This window comes from Pseudarthrobacter sp. SORGH_AS 212 (genome assembly GCF_030818145.1).
Lineage (GTDB): Bacteria > Actinomycetota > Actinomycetes > Actinomycetales > Micrococcaceae > Arthrobacter.
The window spans coordinates 3,571,306-3,587,648 of the sequence record NZ_JAUTAA010000001.1 but is presented as its reverse complement, the minus strand read 5'-3'; the positions used below and the strand labels follow the sequence as shown (position 1 = coordinate 3,587,648).

The window sequence follows — 16,343 nt, the reverse complement described above, 5'->3', positions numbered from 1 at the left end:
TTGGGGTTAGGCTGATTTTCGTGTCACATCATCGGCTGGCTCCCAACGTCCATGAGCGCACCAATGCCCTGGAAGAGGCCTTGGCCGCGCTGCGGACGGAGCTGGAACTTCCGGGCCCATACCCGGGTGAGGCGGTCAAGGACGCCGAGGCCGCGGTGGCCGCGCTGCGCGCCTGCCGGAGTACGACCTGACCGCGGTGGAGTTCGTCACCATCGATCCGGCGTCGTCCACGGACCTGGACCAGGCCCTCTTCATCGAAACGTACGACGACGGCGGGTACCACGTCCTGTACGCCATCGCCGATGTCCCCGCGTTCGTGGCGCCCGGCGGACCCCTGGATGCCGAAACCCGGCGCCGGGGCCAGACCTTCTACGCCCCGGACGGGCGCATTCCGCTGCACCCGGAAGTCATCAGCGAGGGCGCCGGCAGCCTCCTGCCGGACCAGGACTGCTCGGCTTTCGTCTGGGATTTCCGGCTCGACGGCAATGCCGAGGTCACGTCCGTCGGTGTCCGCCGGGCCCGTGTCCGAAGCCGCGCGAAACTCAGCTACAAGGGTGCACAGGCTGACCTGGACGCCGGTACTGCCTCTCCCCTGCTTGCCCTGCTGAAGGAAGTGGGGCTCAAGCGTGTCCGCCTGGAACGTGCCCGGAACGGTGCCAGCCTGAACATGCCGGACCAGGAGATCGTCCAACTGCCCGATGGCGGCTACCGCATTGCTGCTGCACCCCAGCTGCCCGTGGAGGACTGGAACGCCCAGATTTCCCTGATGACAGGGATGGCCGCCGCCAAGATCATGCTCGACGCCAAGGTGGGGATCCTGCGCACCATGCCGCCACCGGACGAGCGCTCCCTGCGCCACTTCCGGCTGCAGACGGAGGCGCTGGGCAAAGCCTGGGACGGCGAGGTGGGATACGGCGAATACCTGCGGACCCTTGACCCGACGGACCCCCGACAGCTGGCCATCATGCACTCGGCCGGCATGCTCTTCCGCGGCGCCGGATACACCGCCTTTGACGGCAACGTTCCGGCTGCCCCGATCCAGGCGGCCATCGGCGATGCCTATGCCCACACCACTGCGCCGCTGCGACGCCTGGTGGACCGCTTTGTGCTGGTGACCTGCGAGGCGCTGAGCAACGGAGGTACCGTCCCCGGCTGGGTGCGGGATGCGCTTCCGTCCCTCCCAGAGATTATGGCGGGCTCGGACCAGCTGGCATCCCGCATGGAGCGCATGGCCCTGGATACGGTGGAGGCTGCCCTGCTGGTCAACCACATCGGCCAGGAGTTCGATGCGATTGTGATTTCAGGATCGAAGCCGCAGAAAGAGAACGGCAACGGCAACAACGGGAACGGTAAAAACGGAAACGGCAAAAACGGGAACGGCAACGGAAACGGGTCCTCAGGGATCATCCAGATCGCCGACCCTGCCGTGACGGCCCGCTGCGCCGGTGAGCTGGAGTCCGGCACCAAGGTCCGGGTCCGCCTGGTGTCGTCGGATATCGCTACCCGGGAAGTGCACTTCGAACTGGTTCAGTGAGCCCGGACCGTCCGGTCCCGGCGTTCCCCACGGCGCGGAAACAGGGTTTCCGGGCTGATGCGGCTAGACTGAAGGGGTAGAAATGGATGCCCGGTCGTTGATTTCCTTGAACTGAAACCAACAAGCCCGCCCCTACGCGATCTTGAGATTTGCCCGCTGGTCGCCAGTGCCAGCGTTAGATAGCCCGCGATCGGCTTCCACTGGAATTGCTTGCGCGCTTCGTTCGTGCTCCGGATCGGCCCCACCGGCCGGCCTGTTGAGCACGCTGCGCGATTGCCCAAATGAATAAGGAAACTCCCTGTGAGTGAATTGCATACGCACCAGCTTTTGACCGATGAGTCCGGCACCGAGACCATCGAGCCCGAAGAAACCATCATTTCGGACGAAAAGCCGCACGAAATTGAGGAAAAGTCGTTCGCCGACTACAACGTCCGGGCAGATATCGTGGAGTCCCTGGCCGACGCCGGGATCACCCACCCCTTCCCGATCCAGGCCATGACCCTGCCGGTGGCACTGTCAGGCCATGACATCATTGGCCAGGCCAAGACCGGCACCGGCAAAACCCTGGGCTTCGGCATTCCCGCGCTCCAGCGTGTGGTGGGCCGCGATGACGCAGGCTTCGACAAGTTGCCCGTCCCAGGAGCCCCGCAGGCCCTGGTGATCGTGCCCACGCGCGAGCTCGCAGTGCAGGTGGCCAGCGATCTCGAGACCGCATCCCGCAAACGCAACGCACGTATCGCCACCATCTACGGCGGCCGCGCCTACGAGCCCCAGGTTGATGCCCTGCAGAAGGGTGTCGAAATTGTGGTGGGCACCCCCGGCCGCCTGATCGACCTTTACAAGCAGAAGCACCTGAGCCTGAAGAACGTCCGCATCGTTATCCTGGACGAAGCTGACGAAATGCTGGACCTTGGCTTCCTGCCGGACGTTGAAACCCTCATCGCCGGCACGCCCGCTGTCCGCCAGACGCTGCTGTTCTCGGCCACCATGCCCGGCCCGGTCATCGCCATGGCGCGACGCTACATGACCCAGCCAACCCACATCCGCGCCGCAGATCCCGATGACGAGGGCCTGACCAAGCGGGACATCCGCCAGCTGATCTACCGTGCCCACGCCATGGACAAGACCGAAGTGGTGGCCCGCATCCTGCAGGCCCGCGGCCGCGGCCGGACCATCATCTTCACCAAGACCAAACGCACCGCGGCCAAGGTGGCAGAGGAACTGGTGGACCGCGGCTTTGCGGCCGCAGCAATCCACGGCGACCTGGGCCAGGGTGCCCGCGAGCAGGCCCTGCGCGCGTTCCGCAACAACAAGGTGGACGTTCTGGTGGCAACGGACGTTGCCGCCCGTGGCATCGACGTTGATGACGTCACGCACGTGATCAACTACCAGTGCGTCGAGGACGAGAAGATCTACCTGCACCGGGTGGGCCGTACCGGCCGCGCCGGCAACAAGGGCACGGCCGTCACCTTCGTGGACTGGGACGACATGCCACGCTGGGGCCTGATCAACAAGGCCCTCGGCCTGAGCGTGCCCGAACCGGTGGAGACGTACTCCTCCTCACCGCACCTCTACGAAGAGCTGGACATCCCCGAGGGAACCAAGGGCCGCCTGCCCCGCAACAAGCGCACCCTTGCGGGCGTCGACGCCGAGGTCCTCGAGGACCTGGGTGAAACGGGCAAGAAGAACAGCCGGGAAAGCCGCGGAAACGATGGCCGGGACCGTGAAGGCCGCGGCCGGTCGCGTTCGGGCGGACGAGACGGACGCAGCCCGGAAGCAGGCCGCTCAGGTGAGCGCCGTCGTCGTACTTCCCCGGACGCTGCCGAAACCCCGGCTGCCGGACCGGAAGCGGCAGTGGCCTCCGACGCTGAAAAGTCTTCACGTACGCGCCGCCCCCGCACGCGTACCCGGCGCCGCAACGGCGAGGTAGTTGCCGGTGCAGACAAGGGCACCCAGCCCGGCAGCACCGAGGGCTGACCTGAGGGAATGACGAACACTGTTTGGGCGCCGGACGGCGGCAGCCTGGTGGTGCACGCGGATAACGCGCAGTACCTCCCCACGCTGCCGGACGGCGCCTTCACGCTGATCTACGTGGACCCGCCCTTCAACACGGGCCGGGCGCAGAGCCGGCAGGAAACCCGCATGGTTGCCAACGCCGGCGGCAGCGGTGACCGCGTGGGCTTCAAGGGCCGCTCCTATGACACCATCAAGGGCGCGTTGCACCGCTACGACGACGCCTTCAGCGACTATTGGTCCTTCCTGGAACCGCGCCTGGTGGAAGCCTGGCGGCTGCTGGCCGACGACGGCACCCTGTACCTGCACCTGGACTACCGCGAGGTGCACTATGCCAAGGTGATGCTGGACGCCATCTTCGGCCGCGAGTGCTTCCTGAACGAGATCATCTGGGCCTACGACTACGGCGCCCGCGCCAGGAACCGCTGGCCCACGAAGCACGACAACATCCTCGTGTACGTCAAGAACCCGTCCAAGTACCACTTCGACAACGCCGAGGTGGACCGGGAGCCGTACATGGCGCCGGGCCTTGTCACGCCGGCCAAGCGGGAGCTGGGGAAACTGCCCACGGACGTCTGGTGGCACACCATCGTTTCGCCCACCGGCAAGGAGAAGACGGGATACCCCACGCAAAAGCCTGAGGGTCTGATCCGCCGTGTCGTCTCAGCGTCCAGCCGGCCGGGCGACTGGTGCCTGGATTTCTTCGCCGGTTCCGGAACCCTTGGTGCGGTGGCGGCCAAGCTGGGCCGCAAGTTCGTGTGCGTGGACCAGAACCACCCGGCCGTGGACATCATGGCCAAGCGGCTGGGTGCGCACGCAACCTTTACGTCTTTCCCACCCAAGTAGGTAGCAGCAGATGTCGTTTTGACGGCTCAAAACGACATCTGCTGCTACCCAGTTGGGAAGGCGCAGGGATCAGGGCCGGACGACGGCGGTTCCCGAAGCCAGTTCCTCGATCCGCGCCAGCACGTCCGGTGCGGTCAGGTTTTCACCGAGCAGGTTCGGCTTGCCCGTGCCGTGGTAGTCCGATGACCCGGTGATGAGCAGGCTATTCTCCGCGGCCAGGCGGCGCAGGAAGCTGCGGCCTTCCTCAGGGTTGTCACGGTGATCGACCTCCAATCCCGCCAGGCCGGCATCGATCATGTCCCGGTAGACCCGCTCCCCCACGATCCTGCCGCGGGAGGACGCCACCGGATGGGCGAACACGGGAACACCGCCGGCAGCGCAGACCAGCTCGACGGCGACCGCCGGGTTGGGTGCGTAGTGCGGGATGAAGTAGCGCGAGCGCGAGGTCAGGATCGAGGCGAAGGCTTCAGAGCGGTCTTCCACCACGCCTGCCGCCACCAAGGCATCGGCGATGTGCGGGCGGCCCAACGTGGCCCCCGGCGCTACATGGTGGATCACGTCGTCCCACGTGAGGGGATAGTCCTCGGCCAGGAGCGTGACCATCCGCTCCGCGCGGGTATGGCGGGCTTGCTTGGCCTTGCTGATTTCCTCGAGCAGCCCTGGGTGCTGGGGGTCGTGAAGGTAGCTGAGCAGGTGGACGCTGATGCCCTCGGCCGTCCGGCAGGAAACCTCCATGCCCGGGACCAGCGCCACCCCCACGTCAATCGCGGCAGCAGATGCTTCCGCCCACCCGTCTGTGGTGTCATGGTCGGTCAACGCCACCACGTCCAGGCCCGCGCGGGCGGCAGAGGCCATGACGTCGGCAGGTTTCTCCGTGCCGTCGGAGACATTGGAGTGGGCATGCAGGTCGATCCTCACCTGTACAGACTAGTTGACCCTGCGCCTCCGGCACCGGAGGCTGTTCGCGCAGGCGGGACGCTGGTGAGACGATGGTCCCGTGAACGATGCCGAAAACACCCCCACCTCTGCTAACCAGCCGCTGGAGGAGCGCGTCAACAACCGCTCGCAGCGGCCCAGTTCCGACGCCTTCAAGGCCTTCATGGCCAGTAACTGGGCGCCGTCCAGCCAGGAACTTCCCGGCCGCGACGACGTCGCAGGCCACGCCGCGACCCGGCGCAAGGCCATCTCCGCCCGGTTCAAAGGTGAACGCCTGGTCCTTCCGGCGGGTCCGCCCAAGGTCCGCTCCAACGACTGCGACTACCGGTTCCGGCCGCATTCAGGCTTTGCCCACCTGACAGGCCTGGGCCTCGACCACGAGCCGGACGCCGTCCTGGTGCTGGAGCCCGTTGATGAAGGAAAGGGCGACGACGGCGGGAACCACCGCGCCACGCTCTACTTCCGTCCGTTGGCCGGCCGGGACACGGAACAGTTCTATGCCGACTCCCGCTCCGGCGAATTCTGGATCGGCGCCCGGCCCACCCTGGCCGAGTTCGAAGCCCGCCTTGGCCTGGCCACCGGCCACATCGACCAGCTGGAAACGGCGATCACCAAGAACGTTGGCGCGCCGGAGATCGGCGGCATCTCCATCCGCCTGGTCCGCAAGGTGGACGAAACCATTGACGCCCTGGTGGATACTGCCCGCTACAACACCGCCAAAGATCCCGAAAACCTCGACATGGGCGTCCTCGATGCCCTTGACGAGAAGCTGAGCGAAGCCCTCTCAGAGCTTCGCCTCATCAAGGACGAGTGGGAAATCGGGCAGATGGAGCTCGCCGTGGCCGCCACGGTGGAAGGCTTCGAAGAAGTGGTCAAGGTCCTGCCGCGCGCACTGACCCATGCCCGCGGCGAGCGGGTAGTGGAAGGCGCCTTCTTCGCCCGCGCCCGCGAGGTGGGCAACGAGCTGGGCTACGACACCATCGCCGCGTCCGGCAACAACGCCACAGTGCTCCACTGGACGCGCAATACCGGCAAGATCCACGCCGGTGAGCTCCTGCTCCTGGACGCCGGGGTCGAGGCGGACTCCCTCTACACCGCAGACATCACCCGCACCCTCCCTGCGAGTGGCAAGTTCAGCGATGTCCAGCGCAAGGTCTACCAGGCAGTCCTGGACGCGGCCGACGCCGGGTTCGCGGCAGCTCAACCTGGCACGAAGTTCCGCGACATCCACACCGCCGCCACCACCGTGCTGGCAGAACGCCTCGCCGAATGGGGACTCCTCCCCGTCAGCGTGGACGAGGCCATCAGCCCTGAAGGCCAGCAGCACCGGCGGTGGATGCCGCATGGCACCAGCCACCACCTCGGCCTCGACGTCCACGACTGCGCCCAGGCCAAGCGGGAGCTGTACCTCGACGGCATCCTGGCCGAAGGCATGGTATTCACCATCGAGCCGGGCCTCTACTTCAAGGACGAGGACTTGGCCATCCCCGAGGAATACCGTGGCATCGGTGTCCGCATCGAAGACGACATCCTGATGACCGCCGACGGGCCGGTCAACCTCAGCGCGGCATTGCCCCGCACGCCGGAGGACGTGGAGACGTGGATGGCCGGCATCTACCGTGAGGCAGGCGAATCCCGGCAGGCACCCCAGGGCTGACACCGGGCTGACCAGCCACGCAACAGGCACAAAAAAGCGGTGCCGCCGGATTTCTCCGGCGGCACCGCTTTTTCTGCTGTTCCTAGTGGCGCGGGTCGGCGGGCCGCTCTGCGTTGCCGGCGTCCTGGCCTTCGCCGGCAGGTGCATCGCCGTGGTGCTGCGGGCCGGCCTCCGGCTGCGCGGGCGCGGCGGGCTGCGGTGTTCCGCCGTCCTGGCCCTGCGGCAGCCTGACGCCGTACTGCGGCCGCCCGTCGGGAAGGTCGGGGTACCGGACCGCGCGGGCCGGTGCGGCCGCGGGCTGCTGGTGCCGGCCGCCGTCGTACTGCTGCCCCGGGTGCTGCTGCGCGTCCGGCTGCGGCGCGGGCTGACCCTGCTGACCCTGCGTGGGTTGGCCGGAGTCCTGCGAATGTCCCTGCTGGCCGTAGGGATCGTTCCAGCCCGTGGGACGCGCCGGGCCCTGCTGGTTGTACGGCTGATTCGGCGGGTTGTAAGGCTGGTTCTGCTGGTCGTAAGGCTGGTTCTGGTAGCCGTGCCGCGGCTGGTGGGCGTTGCCGACTGCGGCGTCCGAGCGGGTCATGGGGAGCTGCTGCAGCAGGCGGCGGGCTTCCTGCGCCGCCTCCGGAGCCACGATCACGTCATAGCTGGTGGCCACCACCTGACTGGTGGACGTGAAGTCCCGCTTCCCACGCTGCATTGCGTAGGTAACGATGCCGAACAGCATGAAGAACGCGGCACCCATCAATACGGAGGTGAGGATGGAGAAGTACCCGGGCGACGGCGCGAAGAAGGAAAGCATCACCCCCACGAACAGGCCGAACCACATGCCGCTGAGGGCTCCGGACAGGGCAACACGGGGGTAGCTGAGGCGTCCGGTGACCCGTTCCACCATCTTCAGTTCATTGCCCACGATGGACACCATCTGCACCGGGAACTGCTGGTCGGCGAGGTAGTCCACCGCCTTCTGGGCATCCAGGTAGGAGGTGTAGGAACCCACGGTGTCGCCGGTCGGGACGGCCCTGGCTTGGTCAAGGCCGTTGGGGCCACCTGTCCGGGGAGCACCAAAAATGTTTGCCATACCCCCATTCTTGCCCATGAGGTTGTGTGCTGCCTGTAAATTCAGCTAAAAGTGAGCAGACTCGGTAGCCTGTACAAGTGAGCACAACACCTACCCGTGTCTTCGTGGCGCGCCTCCTGGGACTCGACGTCTTCGACCCCCTGGGTGACCGGCTGGGCCGGTTACGCGATGTTGTGGTGCTCTCCCGCGGCTCCCAGGGCGCCCCCCATGTGGTGGGTATCGTCGTCGAAGTGCCCGGGAAGAAGCGCGTGTTCGTGCCGATGACGCGTATCACCTCAATTGACCAGACGCAGGTGATCTGCACCGGCCTGGTCAACCTGCGCAGGTTCGAACAGCGCGGCGCGGAAACGCTGGTGGTGGCCGAGATGTTCGACCGCCGCGTGACCCTCCGGGACGGCAGCGGCGACGCCACCATCGAGGACATCGCCATGGACCAGCACAGGTCCCGCGACTGGTTCGTCAGCAAGCTCTTCGTCCGGCGCGGTCATTCCCTGTCCCCGCTCAGCCGCCTGCGCCGCAACGAAACGCTCATCATCGACTGGGCCGACGCCCAGCAGGGCGCGCGCACCGAGCCGCAGGCAGCAACCCAGTTCGTTGCCAACCACGAGGACCTCAAACCGGCAGACTTCGCCGAGGCGCTCCAGGAGATGAGCGATAAGCGGCGTTTCGAAGTGGCCAGCGAACTTCAGGATGAGCGCCTGGCAGATGTCCTCCAGGAGCTGCCCGAGGACGACCAGGTGGAGATCCTCTCCGCCCTGGACATCCAGCGGGCCGCCGACGTGCTCGAGGAAATGGACCCGGACGACGCCGCCGACCTCCTTGGTGAGCTCCCCTCGGCGCAGGCCGAGGAACTCCTTCAACTGATGGAGCCCGAGGGGGCCGAGGACGTCCGCCGGCTCCTGGAATACGACGAGGACACCGCGGGCGGCCTCATGACCCCGGTGCCCGTCATCCTGCCCCCCGAAGCCACCGTGGCTGAGGCGCTGGCACACGTCCGGCGCGAGGAACTCTCCCCCGCCCTGGCCTCGTCCATCTTCATTGCCAGGCCACCCATGGAGACTCCCACCGGCCGGTTCCTGGGCGTGGTGCACATCCAGCAGCTGCTCCGGTTCCCGCCGTTCGAGCCGCTGGGCAACCTGGTGGACAAGAACCTTGAGCCGTTGTCCGACCAGGCCCACATCAGCGAAGTGGCGCGGACCCTGGCGACCTATAACCTGAACTCCCTTCCGGTGGTCAACGACGCCGGCCGGCTTGTGGGGGCGGTGACTGTTGATGACGTTTTGGATCATCTGTTGCCGGATGATTGGCGCGCCCATGATGGCGAGGCCCCGATAAGAAGGCTCGGTGGCCGTATTGGCTGACAACAGCGCTCCGAAGAACCCCAACCAGCGGAATGCCGGCAACGCCGCCGCCAAGAACAACAAAGGCAGCCTGGACACGCCGCTGAGTGGCAGGCAGCGGATCCTGCCCAAGTTCTCCCCTGACCCCGACGCTTTCGGCCACGCCACGGAAGGCTTTGCCCGCTTCATGGGCACACCGCAGTTCCTGGTCTACATGACCATTTTCTGTATCTTCTGGCTGTGCTGGAACACTTGGGCGCCGGTTGACTGGCAGTTCGACTCCCGCGACCTTGGCTTCACCCTGCTGACGCTGATGCTGTCCCTCCAGGCGTCCTACGCGGCACCGCTGCTGCTGCTGGCCCAAAACCGGCAGGATGACCGCGACCGCGTGTCCCTTCAGCAGGACCGCCAGCGTGCCGAGCGGAACCTGTCCGACACCGAGTACCTCACCCGGGAACTTGCCTCGCTGCGGATCGCCCTGCGCGAGGTAGCCACGCGCGACTACGTCCGGGCCGAACTGCGCTCCCTCCTCGAGGACATGCTGGAGGCCCAGGAAGAACTGCGCACGCACGACTCCACCGGCCAAGGCAGCCACGAGTCACCCAAGGACAAAGTCAAGGAAAAGCTCCGCGAACAACGCGACCGGCAGCGCAATCCCCGCACGCAGCAGATCCCCCGGGTCAAGCCCGGCCATTCCACCCAGGACCGGTAAACACCCTTCATGGAAACAGCAACACCCAGCAATTCCCAGCTGCTCCAGGACGTCAACGACGCCCTCGCCACCGTCATTGACCCTGAACTGCGGCGTCCCATCACCGAACTCGGCATGGTGGACGCCGTCCACGTGTCCGGAGACGGCAAGATCAGCCTCACGGTCCTGCTCACCATCGCCGGCTGCCCGCTGAAGGGCACCATCACGTCCGACGCCGAGTCGGCTCTGGCCGCAGTCCCGGGGGTGACCGGCGTCAACGTCGAACTCAAGGTCATGGACCAGGCCCAGCGGGATGCCCTGAAGGAGAAGCTCCGCGGGCCCGGCGGCCAGCGCGGCATCCCCTTCAACCAGCCCGGTTCCCTGACGAAGGTCTATGCGGTTGCCAGCGGCAAGGGCGGGGTGGGCAAGTCCTCCGTCACCGTAAACCTCGCCACGGCACTGGCCGCGCAGGGGCTCCGGGTGGGGATCGTGGACGCGGATGTCTACGGTTTCTCTGTTCCGGCGCTCATGGGCATCACCCAGGCCCCCACACGCGTGGACGACATGATCCTGCCGCCGGTGGCCTATGGCGTGAAGGTCATCTCCATCGGGATGTTCGTCACCGGCAACCAGCCCGTGGCCTGGCGCGGGCCAATGCTGCACCGGGCACTGGAACAGTTCCTCACGGACGTCTACTTCGGGGACCTGGACGCCCTCTTCCTCGACCTTCCGCCGGGCACCGGAGACATAGCCATTTCGGTGGCCCAGCTGCTGCCCAAGGCCGAGATCCTGGTGGTCACCACTCCGCAGGCTGCGGCCGCGGACGTCGCCGAACGCGCCGGCGCCATCGCCACCCAGACGGGGCAAAAGGTTGCGGGCGTCATCGAGAACATGTCCTACCTTGAGATGCCCGACGGCGGGAGGATGGAATTGTTCGGAAGCGGCGGCGGAGCCGTACTCGCCGAGAGGCTGACTGCAGCCGTGGGCGCCGATGTCCCCCTGCTGGGCCAGATTCCGCTGGACATCAAACTGCGCGAAGGCGGCGACACTGGGGCGCCCATCGTGATTGGCCAGCCGGACACGGCGGCGGCTGCGGCGTTGACGGGAATTGCCGCGAACCTGGCTTCAAAGCCGCGGGGCCTGGCCGGGATGAAGCTGGGCCTGCAGCCCCGCTAGCCACCCCCGCGTGGCGGAACGCCTCAGGTGGCTTCGGTGTCGAACGGTGCGGCCTCGCCGGGTGGCAGGCTCTGCACTACGCGTTCCGGCCGTGACGGGGCGGACTCATCTGCCGCCCCTGCAGCTGCTGCGCCCGCAACGGCTGCCACTGCGGCCGGGGCGCCGGAGCTGACGGGCTTGGTGTCGTCATCCAGCAGCGCTTCCTTAATGATGCGCCGCGGGTCGTACTGCCGGGGATCGTACTTCTTCCAGTCGACATCGTCGATGTCGATGCCCACTTCTTCCTTGATCTGCTCGCGGGCACCGGACGCCATGCGCCGGACTTCCTTCACCAGGTTGGCGAGCTTCTGGGTATATTCGGGCAGCCTCTGGGGGCCGATCACCAGGACACCGATGATCAGCAGGAGGAAGAACTCCGGGCCGTTGATACCAAACACTTTAGGAAGATTACCCTCTCCGGGCTGCCAGAGACGATTCGCGCCCGGCGGGGACGGAAACAGCCTGCATTACTGGGTAAAGACGGCCACGATCCTGTTGATCCCGCGCTGTAACCGGTTTTCCAGAGGCTCCCCGGCGGCGTCTTGGGCATTGCCATCGACCCCCGCCGTGAGCCCCTCCGCGGCCACGCCGCCGACCCGCTCCAGAATGGGCCCTGCATCATCCGCCTGGTCGGCGGGCAGGTTCGACTCGATGGTGAAAGTCCGTCCCCCGGACGTGTAGGTGGCTGACCACGGCGAGGTTCCCAGGACCTGGACTGGACTGCCCTGGCGGCCCACCGCCTCCACCGGCGTCGGCACGTTGCCTGCGTGCTGCTCTGTCACGGTGGCGTAATGCGATCCGTCGCTAAGCCGCAGCTCCACCGCTGGCTGTCCGCCCCTGACAACGGCTTTGGCGGACTCCAGGCGGAATCCCATGGCTTCGAGCACCGGGCAGGCCCAGCCCTCCTGGCGCAGGCTGCTGAGCTGGTCCGCGGTGAGGGCCCTGCCGTCAGCGGGAGTGTGTGCCGAGACCTGGGCAAGCGTCGCCGGCGCCGGGGCATTTCCGGGGAAGGGCTCTCCGGCCGCAGCGAGGGCGCCGACGCCGAGGACACCTGCGGCGGCCACGGTACCGCCCGCGGCCATGGCCAGGACACGTGCGGCCGTGCGGGGGGCAGTGCCGGAAGGCGTGGATGGAACCGGCTGGGCTGCCAGCAGCGACGTCCGTTCCAGGAGCCGCGCCGTCAGGTCATTGCTTGCCGGCGGGATGGGAGCCTCACGGAGCCGCTCCAAATACTGGCGTTCCCGGCGCATGGCCAAGGCGCATTCCGGACAGGACGCCACGTGGCTGGAGGTGCGCGCGTGCCTGCCGCCGGAATTGAAGGGGGGCCTCATGAGCCGATCAGAGGATGCCGGCAATGCGCGGCATGGACAGTTTGCGCCGGGCGTGCTGCGGCCGGGGATCCCTGTGCGCGAGCTTCTCCCGCAGCATGGTCCTGCCGCGGTGGATCCGGGAGCGGACCGTCCCCAGCTTGACGCCCAGGGCCGCTGCCACCTCGTCATAGGACAGGCCCTCAAGGTCGCACAGCACGACGGCGGCGCGGAAGTCCGGCGGCAGTTCTTCCAGGGCGGCCTGGACGTCCAGGTCAAGGTTGTTCAGTTCGAAGCTCTGCTCCGGACCCGGCTCGCGTCCGGGAAGGCGGGACTCCGCATCCTCGGCCAGGGCGTCAAACCGGATGCGGGTCTTGCGGCGCGCCTGGTCCAGGAAGAGGTTGGTGGTGATGCGGTGCAGCCAGCCATCCAGCGTTCCGGGCTTGAAGTTTTCCAGCGAGCGGAAGACGCGGACAAACACCTCCTGGGTGAGGTCTTCGGCGTCGAACCTGTTGCCGGTCAGGCGGTAGGCCAGCCGGTAAACTTTGGCCGAATGGTTGGTGACCACTTCTTCCCAGGTGGGCCGGACCCAATCGGCTTCGGGATGTTGTACTGCAGGGACAGGTGCCACAACTGAAGATGACATCGTCCACTCCCCTCGTGGAATGCTAACGCCCGGATACTGTTGACATCTCTGATTCGGCGCCGGTCATCTCTTGGATGAGCGGATAATAATCATTTCAAACTTGGCTGGGAATTTCCTGACTGCCGGAAAGTTATGCCGTGGGCGCAACCGCCCGCCTGCCATGCTGTTTCGCCCCGACCCATTAGGCTGTAGAAGACAACCCCCTCAACGCCCAGAAAGCGAACATTAATGAGCGCCGACAAGTCCATCAGCTGGTCCTTTGCAGAAGATCTGCCCGCTGAGGATGACGTCATGCTTCGGGCCCGGGAGCGTTCCTTTGAACTCGGCGTAACCCCCGTCGGCCCGGGGGTAGGGGCCGTCCTTACCGTCCTGGCGGCCGCCTCCAAGGCACAGACCGCCGTCGAAATTGGCACGGGTGCGGGCGTATCCGGCGTTTGCCTGCTCCGCGGTCTCGGCCCCCAGGCCGTATTGACCACCATCGACGTGGATGTTGAGCACCTGAAAGCCGCCCGCGAGGCCTACGCGGAGGCCGGCAGCCCTGCAAACCGGACCCGCACCATTTCAGGCCGCGCCGGCGATGTCCTGCCCCGTCTCACGGACAACGCCTACGACATCGTATTCATTGACGCAGACAAGCCCGGCCTGCCCGGCTACGTGGAGCAGGCCATCCGCCTCCTGAAGCGTTCCGGGCTGCTGATCATCAATGACGCCCTGGACAAGGACAAGGTTGCCAATCCGGCGGGACGCGAACCGACTACGGTCATCCTTCGGCAGGTGGGCAAGGCAATCCGCGAGGACGAGAGGCTGGCCACCGCCATGCTCCCCACCGGGGACGGATTGCTGGTAGCCGTCAAGAGGTAACGCTGCCGGGTTTTCCGCCACGGCGTCGTGCCCGCTGGGGAAATGCTGCGCGTAAACGCAGCAGGGACGGAACAGGGCCCGCAGCGAAAGGCCGCGGACCCTGTCCGGCACGATTATTCGGTAACGCCTACCAGGCATTCCTTGAGGTTTGCCGCCTCTGCGGCGTTCAGCTCAACCACAAGACGCCCGCCGCCTTCGAGCGGGACGCGCATGATCAGGCTGCGGCCCTCCTTCGTGACTTCCATTGGGCCGTCGCCGGTGCGTGGTTTCATAGCAGCCATGAGGAATTCCCCTCCATTTAGTCCCAGGACTGTTCAGCCCGGTCGGGCTGTGTCCGCATGTCAATCAGGCCGCTATGACGGAGGTGCTCTCCACCGCCAAGGCTGCGCGTATTCTGAATGCTTTTTGTCCTTGCTTACTGACTATTATCCCGGAATTACCCGTACGTAGCTAATCGATGGACATTTTCGGCACGCCTTAATTCCGGCGTTGACCTGCACGGAAGCGCAATTAATCAGGGCGGGTAATCGCCGCCGCCGGGCAACTGCGCCCAGGCCCACAGCCAGACGATCCACACCATCTGCAGCAGCAGGAACATTGTTACGGCAGTCCCCCGGTAAGCCCTCGAACGGCTCAGCAGGACGGCGCCCAGTGCCAGCGGGAAAAGGGGCAACAGCATCCGGAAGGTGCTGGTCTGCGGGTGCAGGAAAACCACCAGGTAACCCATGTAGCAGGCGCACCATATGCGCATTTCAACGCCGAGACGCACCACCGGCGGAAGAAACAGCATGGCGCCGAACAGCGCCACGAAAACGAACGGGGCCAGGACGCCCAGCACGGGGCCGAAAAGGTCGACGCCGGCATCGAACCAGGGCCTGAATGGCACCAGGTCGTGTCCGCGCCACACCGTCTCGGTCTTGGTGTACGCCTCGATGTCGCCCGTGGCAGCCCACGCCGCGGCCGGCCAGGCAAGGGCGGACAGGCCCGCGACGCCGGTCAGTGTCCCCAGGCGGACCAGGTCTCCGGCCGAGTGCCCGGCGGAATGCGGTGTGCTCGCTTGTCCGGGCCGGAACCGGGATACCAGCCGGGCGAGGAAGAGTATCCCGAGCATCGCTGCGAAGGGGACACCCACCGGGCGGGACAGGCACATCAGCACCACGACGGGCATCGCCCACAGGTACTGCCGGCGGACCACCAGCAGCAACGCGGCCGCCAGCAGCAGGAGCGTTAGTGGCTCGGCATAGGGCACCTGAAGGACGGCCGATACCGGGAACGTGGCGAAGAACGCCACCCCCCACAACGCCTCTGCGTGGGCTGCTTTGTGGCGGAAAAGGACGTAGACCACCAGCGCGGCCGCCCAGCCGGACAGCATCGCGACGATGGTCAGCGAGGCCGCGGGGTTCAGCCCGGTCAGGCCGCTCAGGCCGCGGGCCAGCGCCGGAAAGAGCGGGTAGAAAGCCCAGGCATTTTCCTGAACGTTGCCCAGGGCGTCAGTGGGCAGCCGGGACGGATAACCGTTGGCGATAACTTCGCCGTACCACCGGGCATCCCAGATATTGATGAAATTCCAGTAATCGGGCTTGGCCGGGAACCACGGATTGGGGCCCTGGTGCAGGGCGGCAGCCATGAAGATGCAGGCGCTGACGAGCCGGGAAACCACGTAGATGGCGGAGACCTGCGCCCACCACGACCAGCGGCGGAGCATGTCACCCGCCTTGGCGGCCGCAGCCTGCGCAGAACCAAGGTTCGCGCGGCGACTGTCCACGGTGCTCACTGGACGTCCGCAGCGGATGGCGCGGTACCGCCGTCGGACGTCTTTCCGGGCTCGACGGCGGACACCGCGCCTTCGCTGTCCCCGCGCCTGGCCTTGGCCTCCAGGGCCAAGAGGCATGACCGCAGCTCGTCGGACTCCTTCCGGGCCGCCGCGAGCTGGTCCCGCAACTCGTCGAGGACCTGGTCCACCTGGTCCATGCGGTAACCCCGCAGGCCGAGCGCGAAACGCACCCCGTCCACATCGCGGGGCGCAGCGTCGGCGGGGAGCAGGACCGGCGGAAGGTTGGCCGGCGGCTGCTCAAACCCGCCGTCCAGCAGCGCGGGCAACGGCTGCCGGCCGGTCTTCCGCGAGCGCAGCCCGACGCCGGTCCACAGGACTGCCCCAACCAGCACGATGGCCAGGAAAACGAGAAAGAAGCTCACCGTCCCATCGTGCCAGAACCCTGCCG

General features: G+C 66.5%; 15 protein-coding genes and 1 pseudogene. 8 read left to right on the top strand and 8 right to left on the bottom strand.

From position 1 onward, the window contains the following. Window positions 1-20: 20 nt before the first annotated feature. The 3 genes and pseudogenes from QE394_RS16475 to QE394_RS16465 all read left to right on the top strand — a co-directional run bounded on the left by QE394_RS16475 (window position 21) and on the right by QE394_RS16465 (window position 4,393). Window positions 21-1,534: pseudogene (locus QE394_RS16475) on the top strand (RNB domain-containing ribonuclease). Window positions 1,535-1,834: 300 nt separating this feature from the next. After that, window positions 1,835-3,511 (top strand): DEAD/DEAH box helicase, encoded by a 1,677-nt coding sequence (locus tag QE394_RS16470; protein WP_349035086.1) that lies wholly within the window; start codon window positions 1,835-1,837, stop codon window positions 3,509-3,511. Between the two features lie 9 nt (window positions 3,512-3,520). After that, on the top strand, window positions 3,521-4,393 hold the full coding sequence (locus tag QE394_RS16465) for a site-specific DNA-methyltransferase (protein WP_261618766.1): 873 nt from the start codon (window positions 3,521-3,523) through the stop codon (window positions 4,391-4,393). A 69-nt stretch (window positions 4,394-4,462) separates the two neighbouring features. Here the strand turns inward: QE394_RS16465 and QE394_RS16460 are convergent, their stop codons facing one another. Continuing rightward, window positions 4,463-5,311 (bottom strand): PHP domain-containing protein, encoded by an 849-nt coding sequence (locus QE394_RS16460; RefSeq protein WP_056074963.1) that lies wholly within the window; start codon window positions 5,309-5,311, stop codon window positions 4,463-4,465. Window positions 5,312-5,390: 79 nt separating this feature from the next. On the opposite strand from QE394_RS16460, the gene QE394_RS16455 reads away from it, so the two are divergent. Continuing rightward, window positions 5,391-6,986, top strand: a complete 1,596-nt coding sequence (locus QE394_RS16455) for an aminopeptidase P family protein (RefSeq protein ID WP_349035085.1) — start codon at window positions 5,391-5,393, stop codon at window positions 6,984-6,986. Between the two features lie 82 nt (window positions 6,987-7,068). Here the strand turns inward: QE394_RS16455 and QE394_RS16450 are convergent, their stop codons facing one another. Continuing rightward, complete coding sequence (locus QE394_RS16450; protein WP_349035084.1) at window positions 7,069-8,061, bottom strand: general stress protein; 993 nt, start codon at window positions 8,059-8,061, stop codon at window positions 7,069-7,071. A gap of 77 nt (window positions 8,062-8,138) precedes the next feature. Between QE394_RS16450 and QE394_RS16445 the strand changes: the two genes are divergently transcribed. Genes QE394_RS16445 through QE394_RS16435 form a run of 3 tightly spaced genes read left to right on the top strand, consistent with a single transcriptional unit; the run spans window position 8,139 to window position 11,268 of the window. Next, window positions 8,139-9,422 carry a CBS domain-containing protein gene (locus tag QE394_RS16445; RefSeq protein WP_015937687.1) on the top strand — a complete coding sequence of 428 codons (1,284 nt, stop codon included), beginning with the start codon at window positions 8,139-8,141 and terminating at the stop codon, window positions 9,420-9,422. Further along, window positions 9,406-10,113 carry a DUF1003 domain-containing protein gene (locus QE394_RS16440; RefSeq protein ID WP_268156891.1) on the top strand — a complete coding sequence of 236 codons (708 nt, stop codon included), beginning with the start codon at window positions 9,406-9,408 and terminating at the stop codon, window positions 10,111-10,113. Before QE394_RS16445 ends, QE394_RS16440 begins: the two co-directional genes overlap by 17 nt. A 9-nt stretch (window positions 10,114-10,122) precedes the next feature. Beyond that, complete coding sequence (locus QE394_RS16435) at window positions 10,123-11,268, top strand: Mrp/NBP35 family ATP-binding protein (protein WP_349035083.1); 1,146 nt, start codon at window positions 10,123-10,125, stop codon at window positions 11,266-11,268. A 23-nt stretch (window positions 11,269-11,291) separates the two neighbouring features. Here QE394_RS16435 and QE394_RS16430 read toward each other — a convergent pair whose 3' ends face one another. The 3 genes from QE394_RS16430 to sigE form a co-directional block, all read right to left on the bottom strand. Further along, window positions 11,292-11,705, bottom strand: a complete 414-nt coding sequence (locus tag QE394_RS16430) for a hypothetical protein (protein ID WP_056074974.1) — start codon at window positions 11,703-11,705, stop codon at window positions 11,292-11,294. Window positions 11,706-11,774: 69 nt separating this feature from the next. After that, entirely contained in the window at window positions 11,775-12,638 is an 864-nt protein-coding gene (locus QE394_RS16425) for a hypothetical protein (RefSeq protein WP_056074978.1), read from the bottom strand. 7 nt (window positions 12,639-12,645) lie between these two features. Further along, on the bottom strand, window positions 12,646-13,260 hold the full coding sequence (gene sigE / locus QE394_RS16420; protein WP_045729696.1) for an RNA polymerase sigma factor SigE: 615 nt from the start codon (window positions 13,258-13,260) through the stop codon (window positions 12,646-12,648). Between the two features lie 228 nt (window positions 13,261-13,488). Here sigE and QE394_RS16415 point away from each other — a divergent pair, with 228 nt between their 5' ends. Next, entirely contained in the window at window positions 13,489-14,121 is a 633-nt protein-coding gene (locus QE394_RS16415) for an O-methyltransferase (protein WP_056074981.1), read from the top strand. A 113-nt stretch (window positions 14,122-14,234) separates the two neighbouring features. Here the strand turns inward: QE394_RS16415 and QE394_RS16410 are convergent, their stop codons facing one another. The 3 genes from QE394_RS16410 to QE394_RS16400 form a co-directional block, all read right to left on the bottom strand. Further along, window positions 14,235-14,402 carry a DUF3117 domain-containing protein gene (locus tag QE394_RS16410; protein WP_009357720.1) on the bottom strand — a complete coding sequence of 56 codons (168 nt, stop codon included), beginning with the start codon at window positions 14,400-14,402 and terminating at the stop codon, window positions 14,235-14,237. A 233-nt stretch (window positions 14,403-14,635) separates the two neighbouring features. Beyond that, a complete protein-coding gene (locus QE394_RS16405) occupies window positions 14,636-15,895 on the bottom strand; it encodes a hypothetical protein (RefSeq protein ID WP_056074991.1) in 1,260 nt (419 codons plus the stop codon). Then, on the bottom strand, window positions 15,892-16,317 hold the full coding sequence (locus tag QE394_RS16400) for a DivIVA domain-containing protein (RefSeq protein WP_349035082.1): 426 nt from the start codon (window positions 16,315-16,317) through the stop codon (window positions 15,892-15,894). The genes QE394_RS16405 and QE394_RS16400 overlap by 4 nt, the downstream gene beginning before the upstream one ends. Window positions 16,318-16,343: the final 26 nt, after the last annotated feature.

Coding starts and splice junctions, on each gene's coding strand:
- QE394_RS16450 (WP_349035084.1), bottom strand. CDS start 8,061: ATGGCAAACATTTTTGGTGCTCCCCGGACAGGTGGCCCCAACGGCCTT.
- QE394_RS16425 (WP_056074978.1), bottom strand. CDS start 12,638: ATGAGGCCCCCCTTCAATTCCGGCGGCAGGCACGCGCGCACCTCCAGC.
- QE394_RS16410 (WP_009357720.1), bottom strand. CDS start 14,402: ATGGCTGCTATGAAACCACGCACCGGCGACGGCCCAATGGAAGTCACG.
- QE394_RS16435 (WP_349035083.1), top strand. CDS start 10,123: ATGGAAACAGCAACACCCAGCAATTCCCAGCTGCTCCAGGACGTCAAC.
- QE394_RS16415 (WP_056074981.1), top strand. CDS start 13,489: ATGAGCGCCGACAAGTCCATCAGCTGGTCCTTTGCAGAAGATCTGCCC.
- sigE (WP_045729696.1), bottom strand. CDS start 13,260: ATGTCATCTTCAGTTGTGGCACCTGTCCCTGCAGTACAACATCCCGAA.
- QE394_RS16465 (WP_261618766.1), top strand. CDS start 3,521: ATGACGAACACTGTTTGGGCGCCGGACGGCGGCAGCCTGGTGGTGCAC.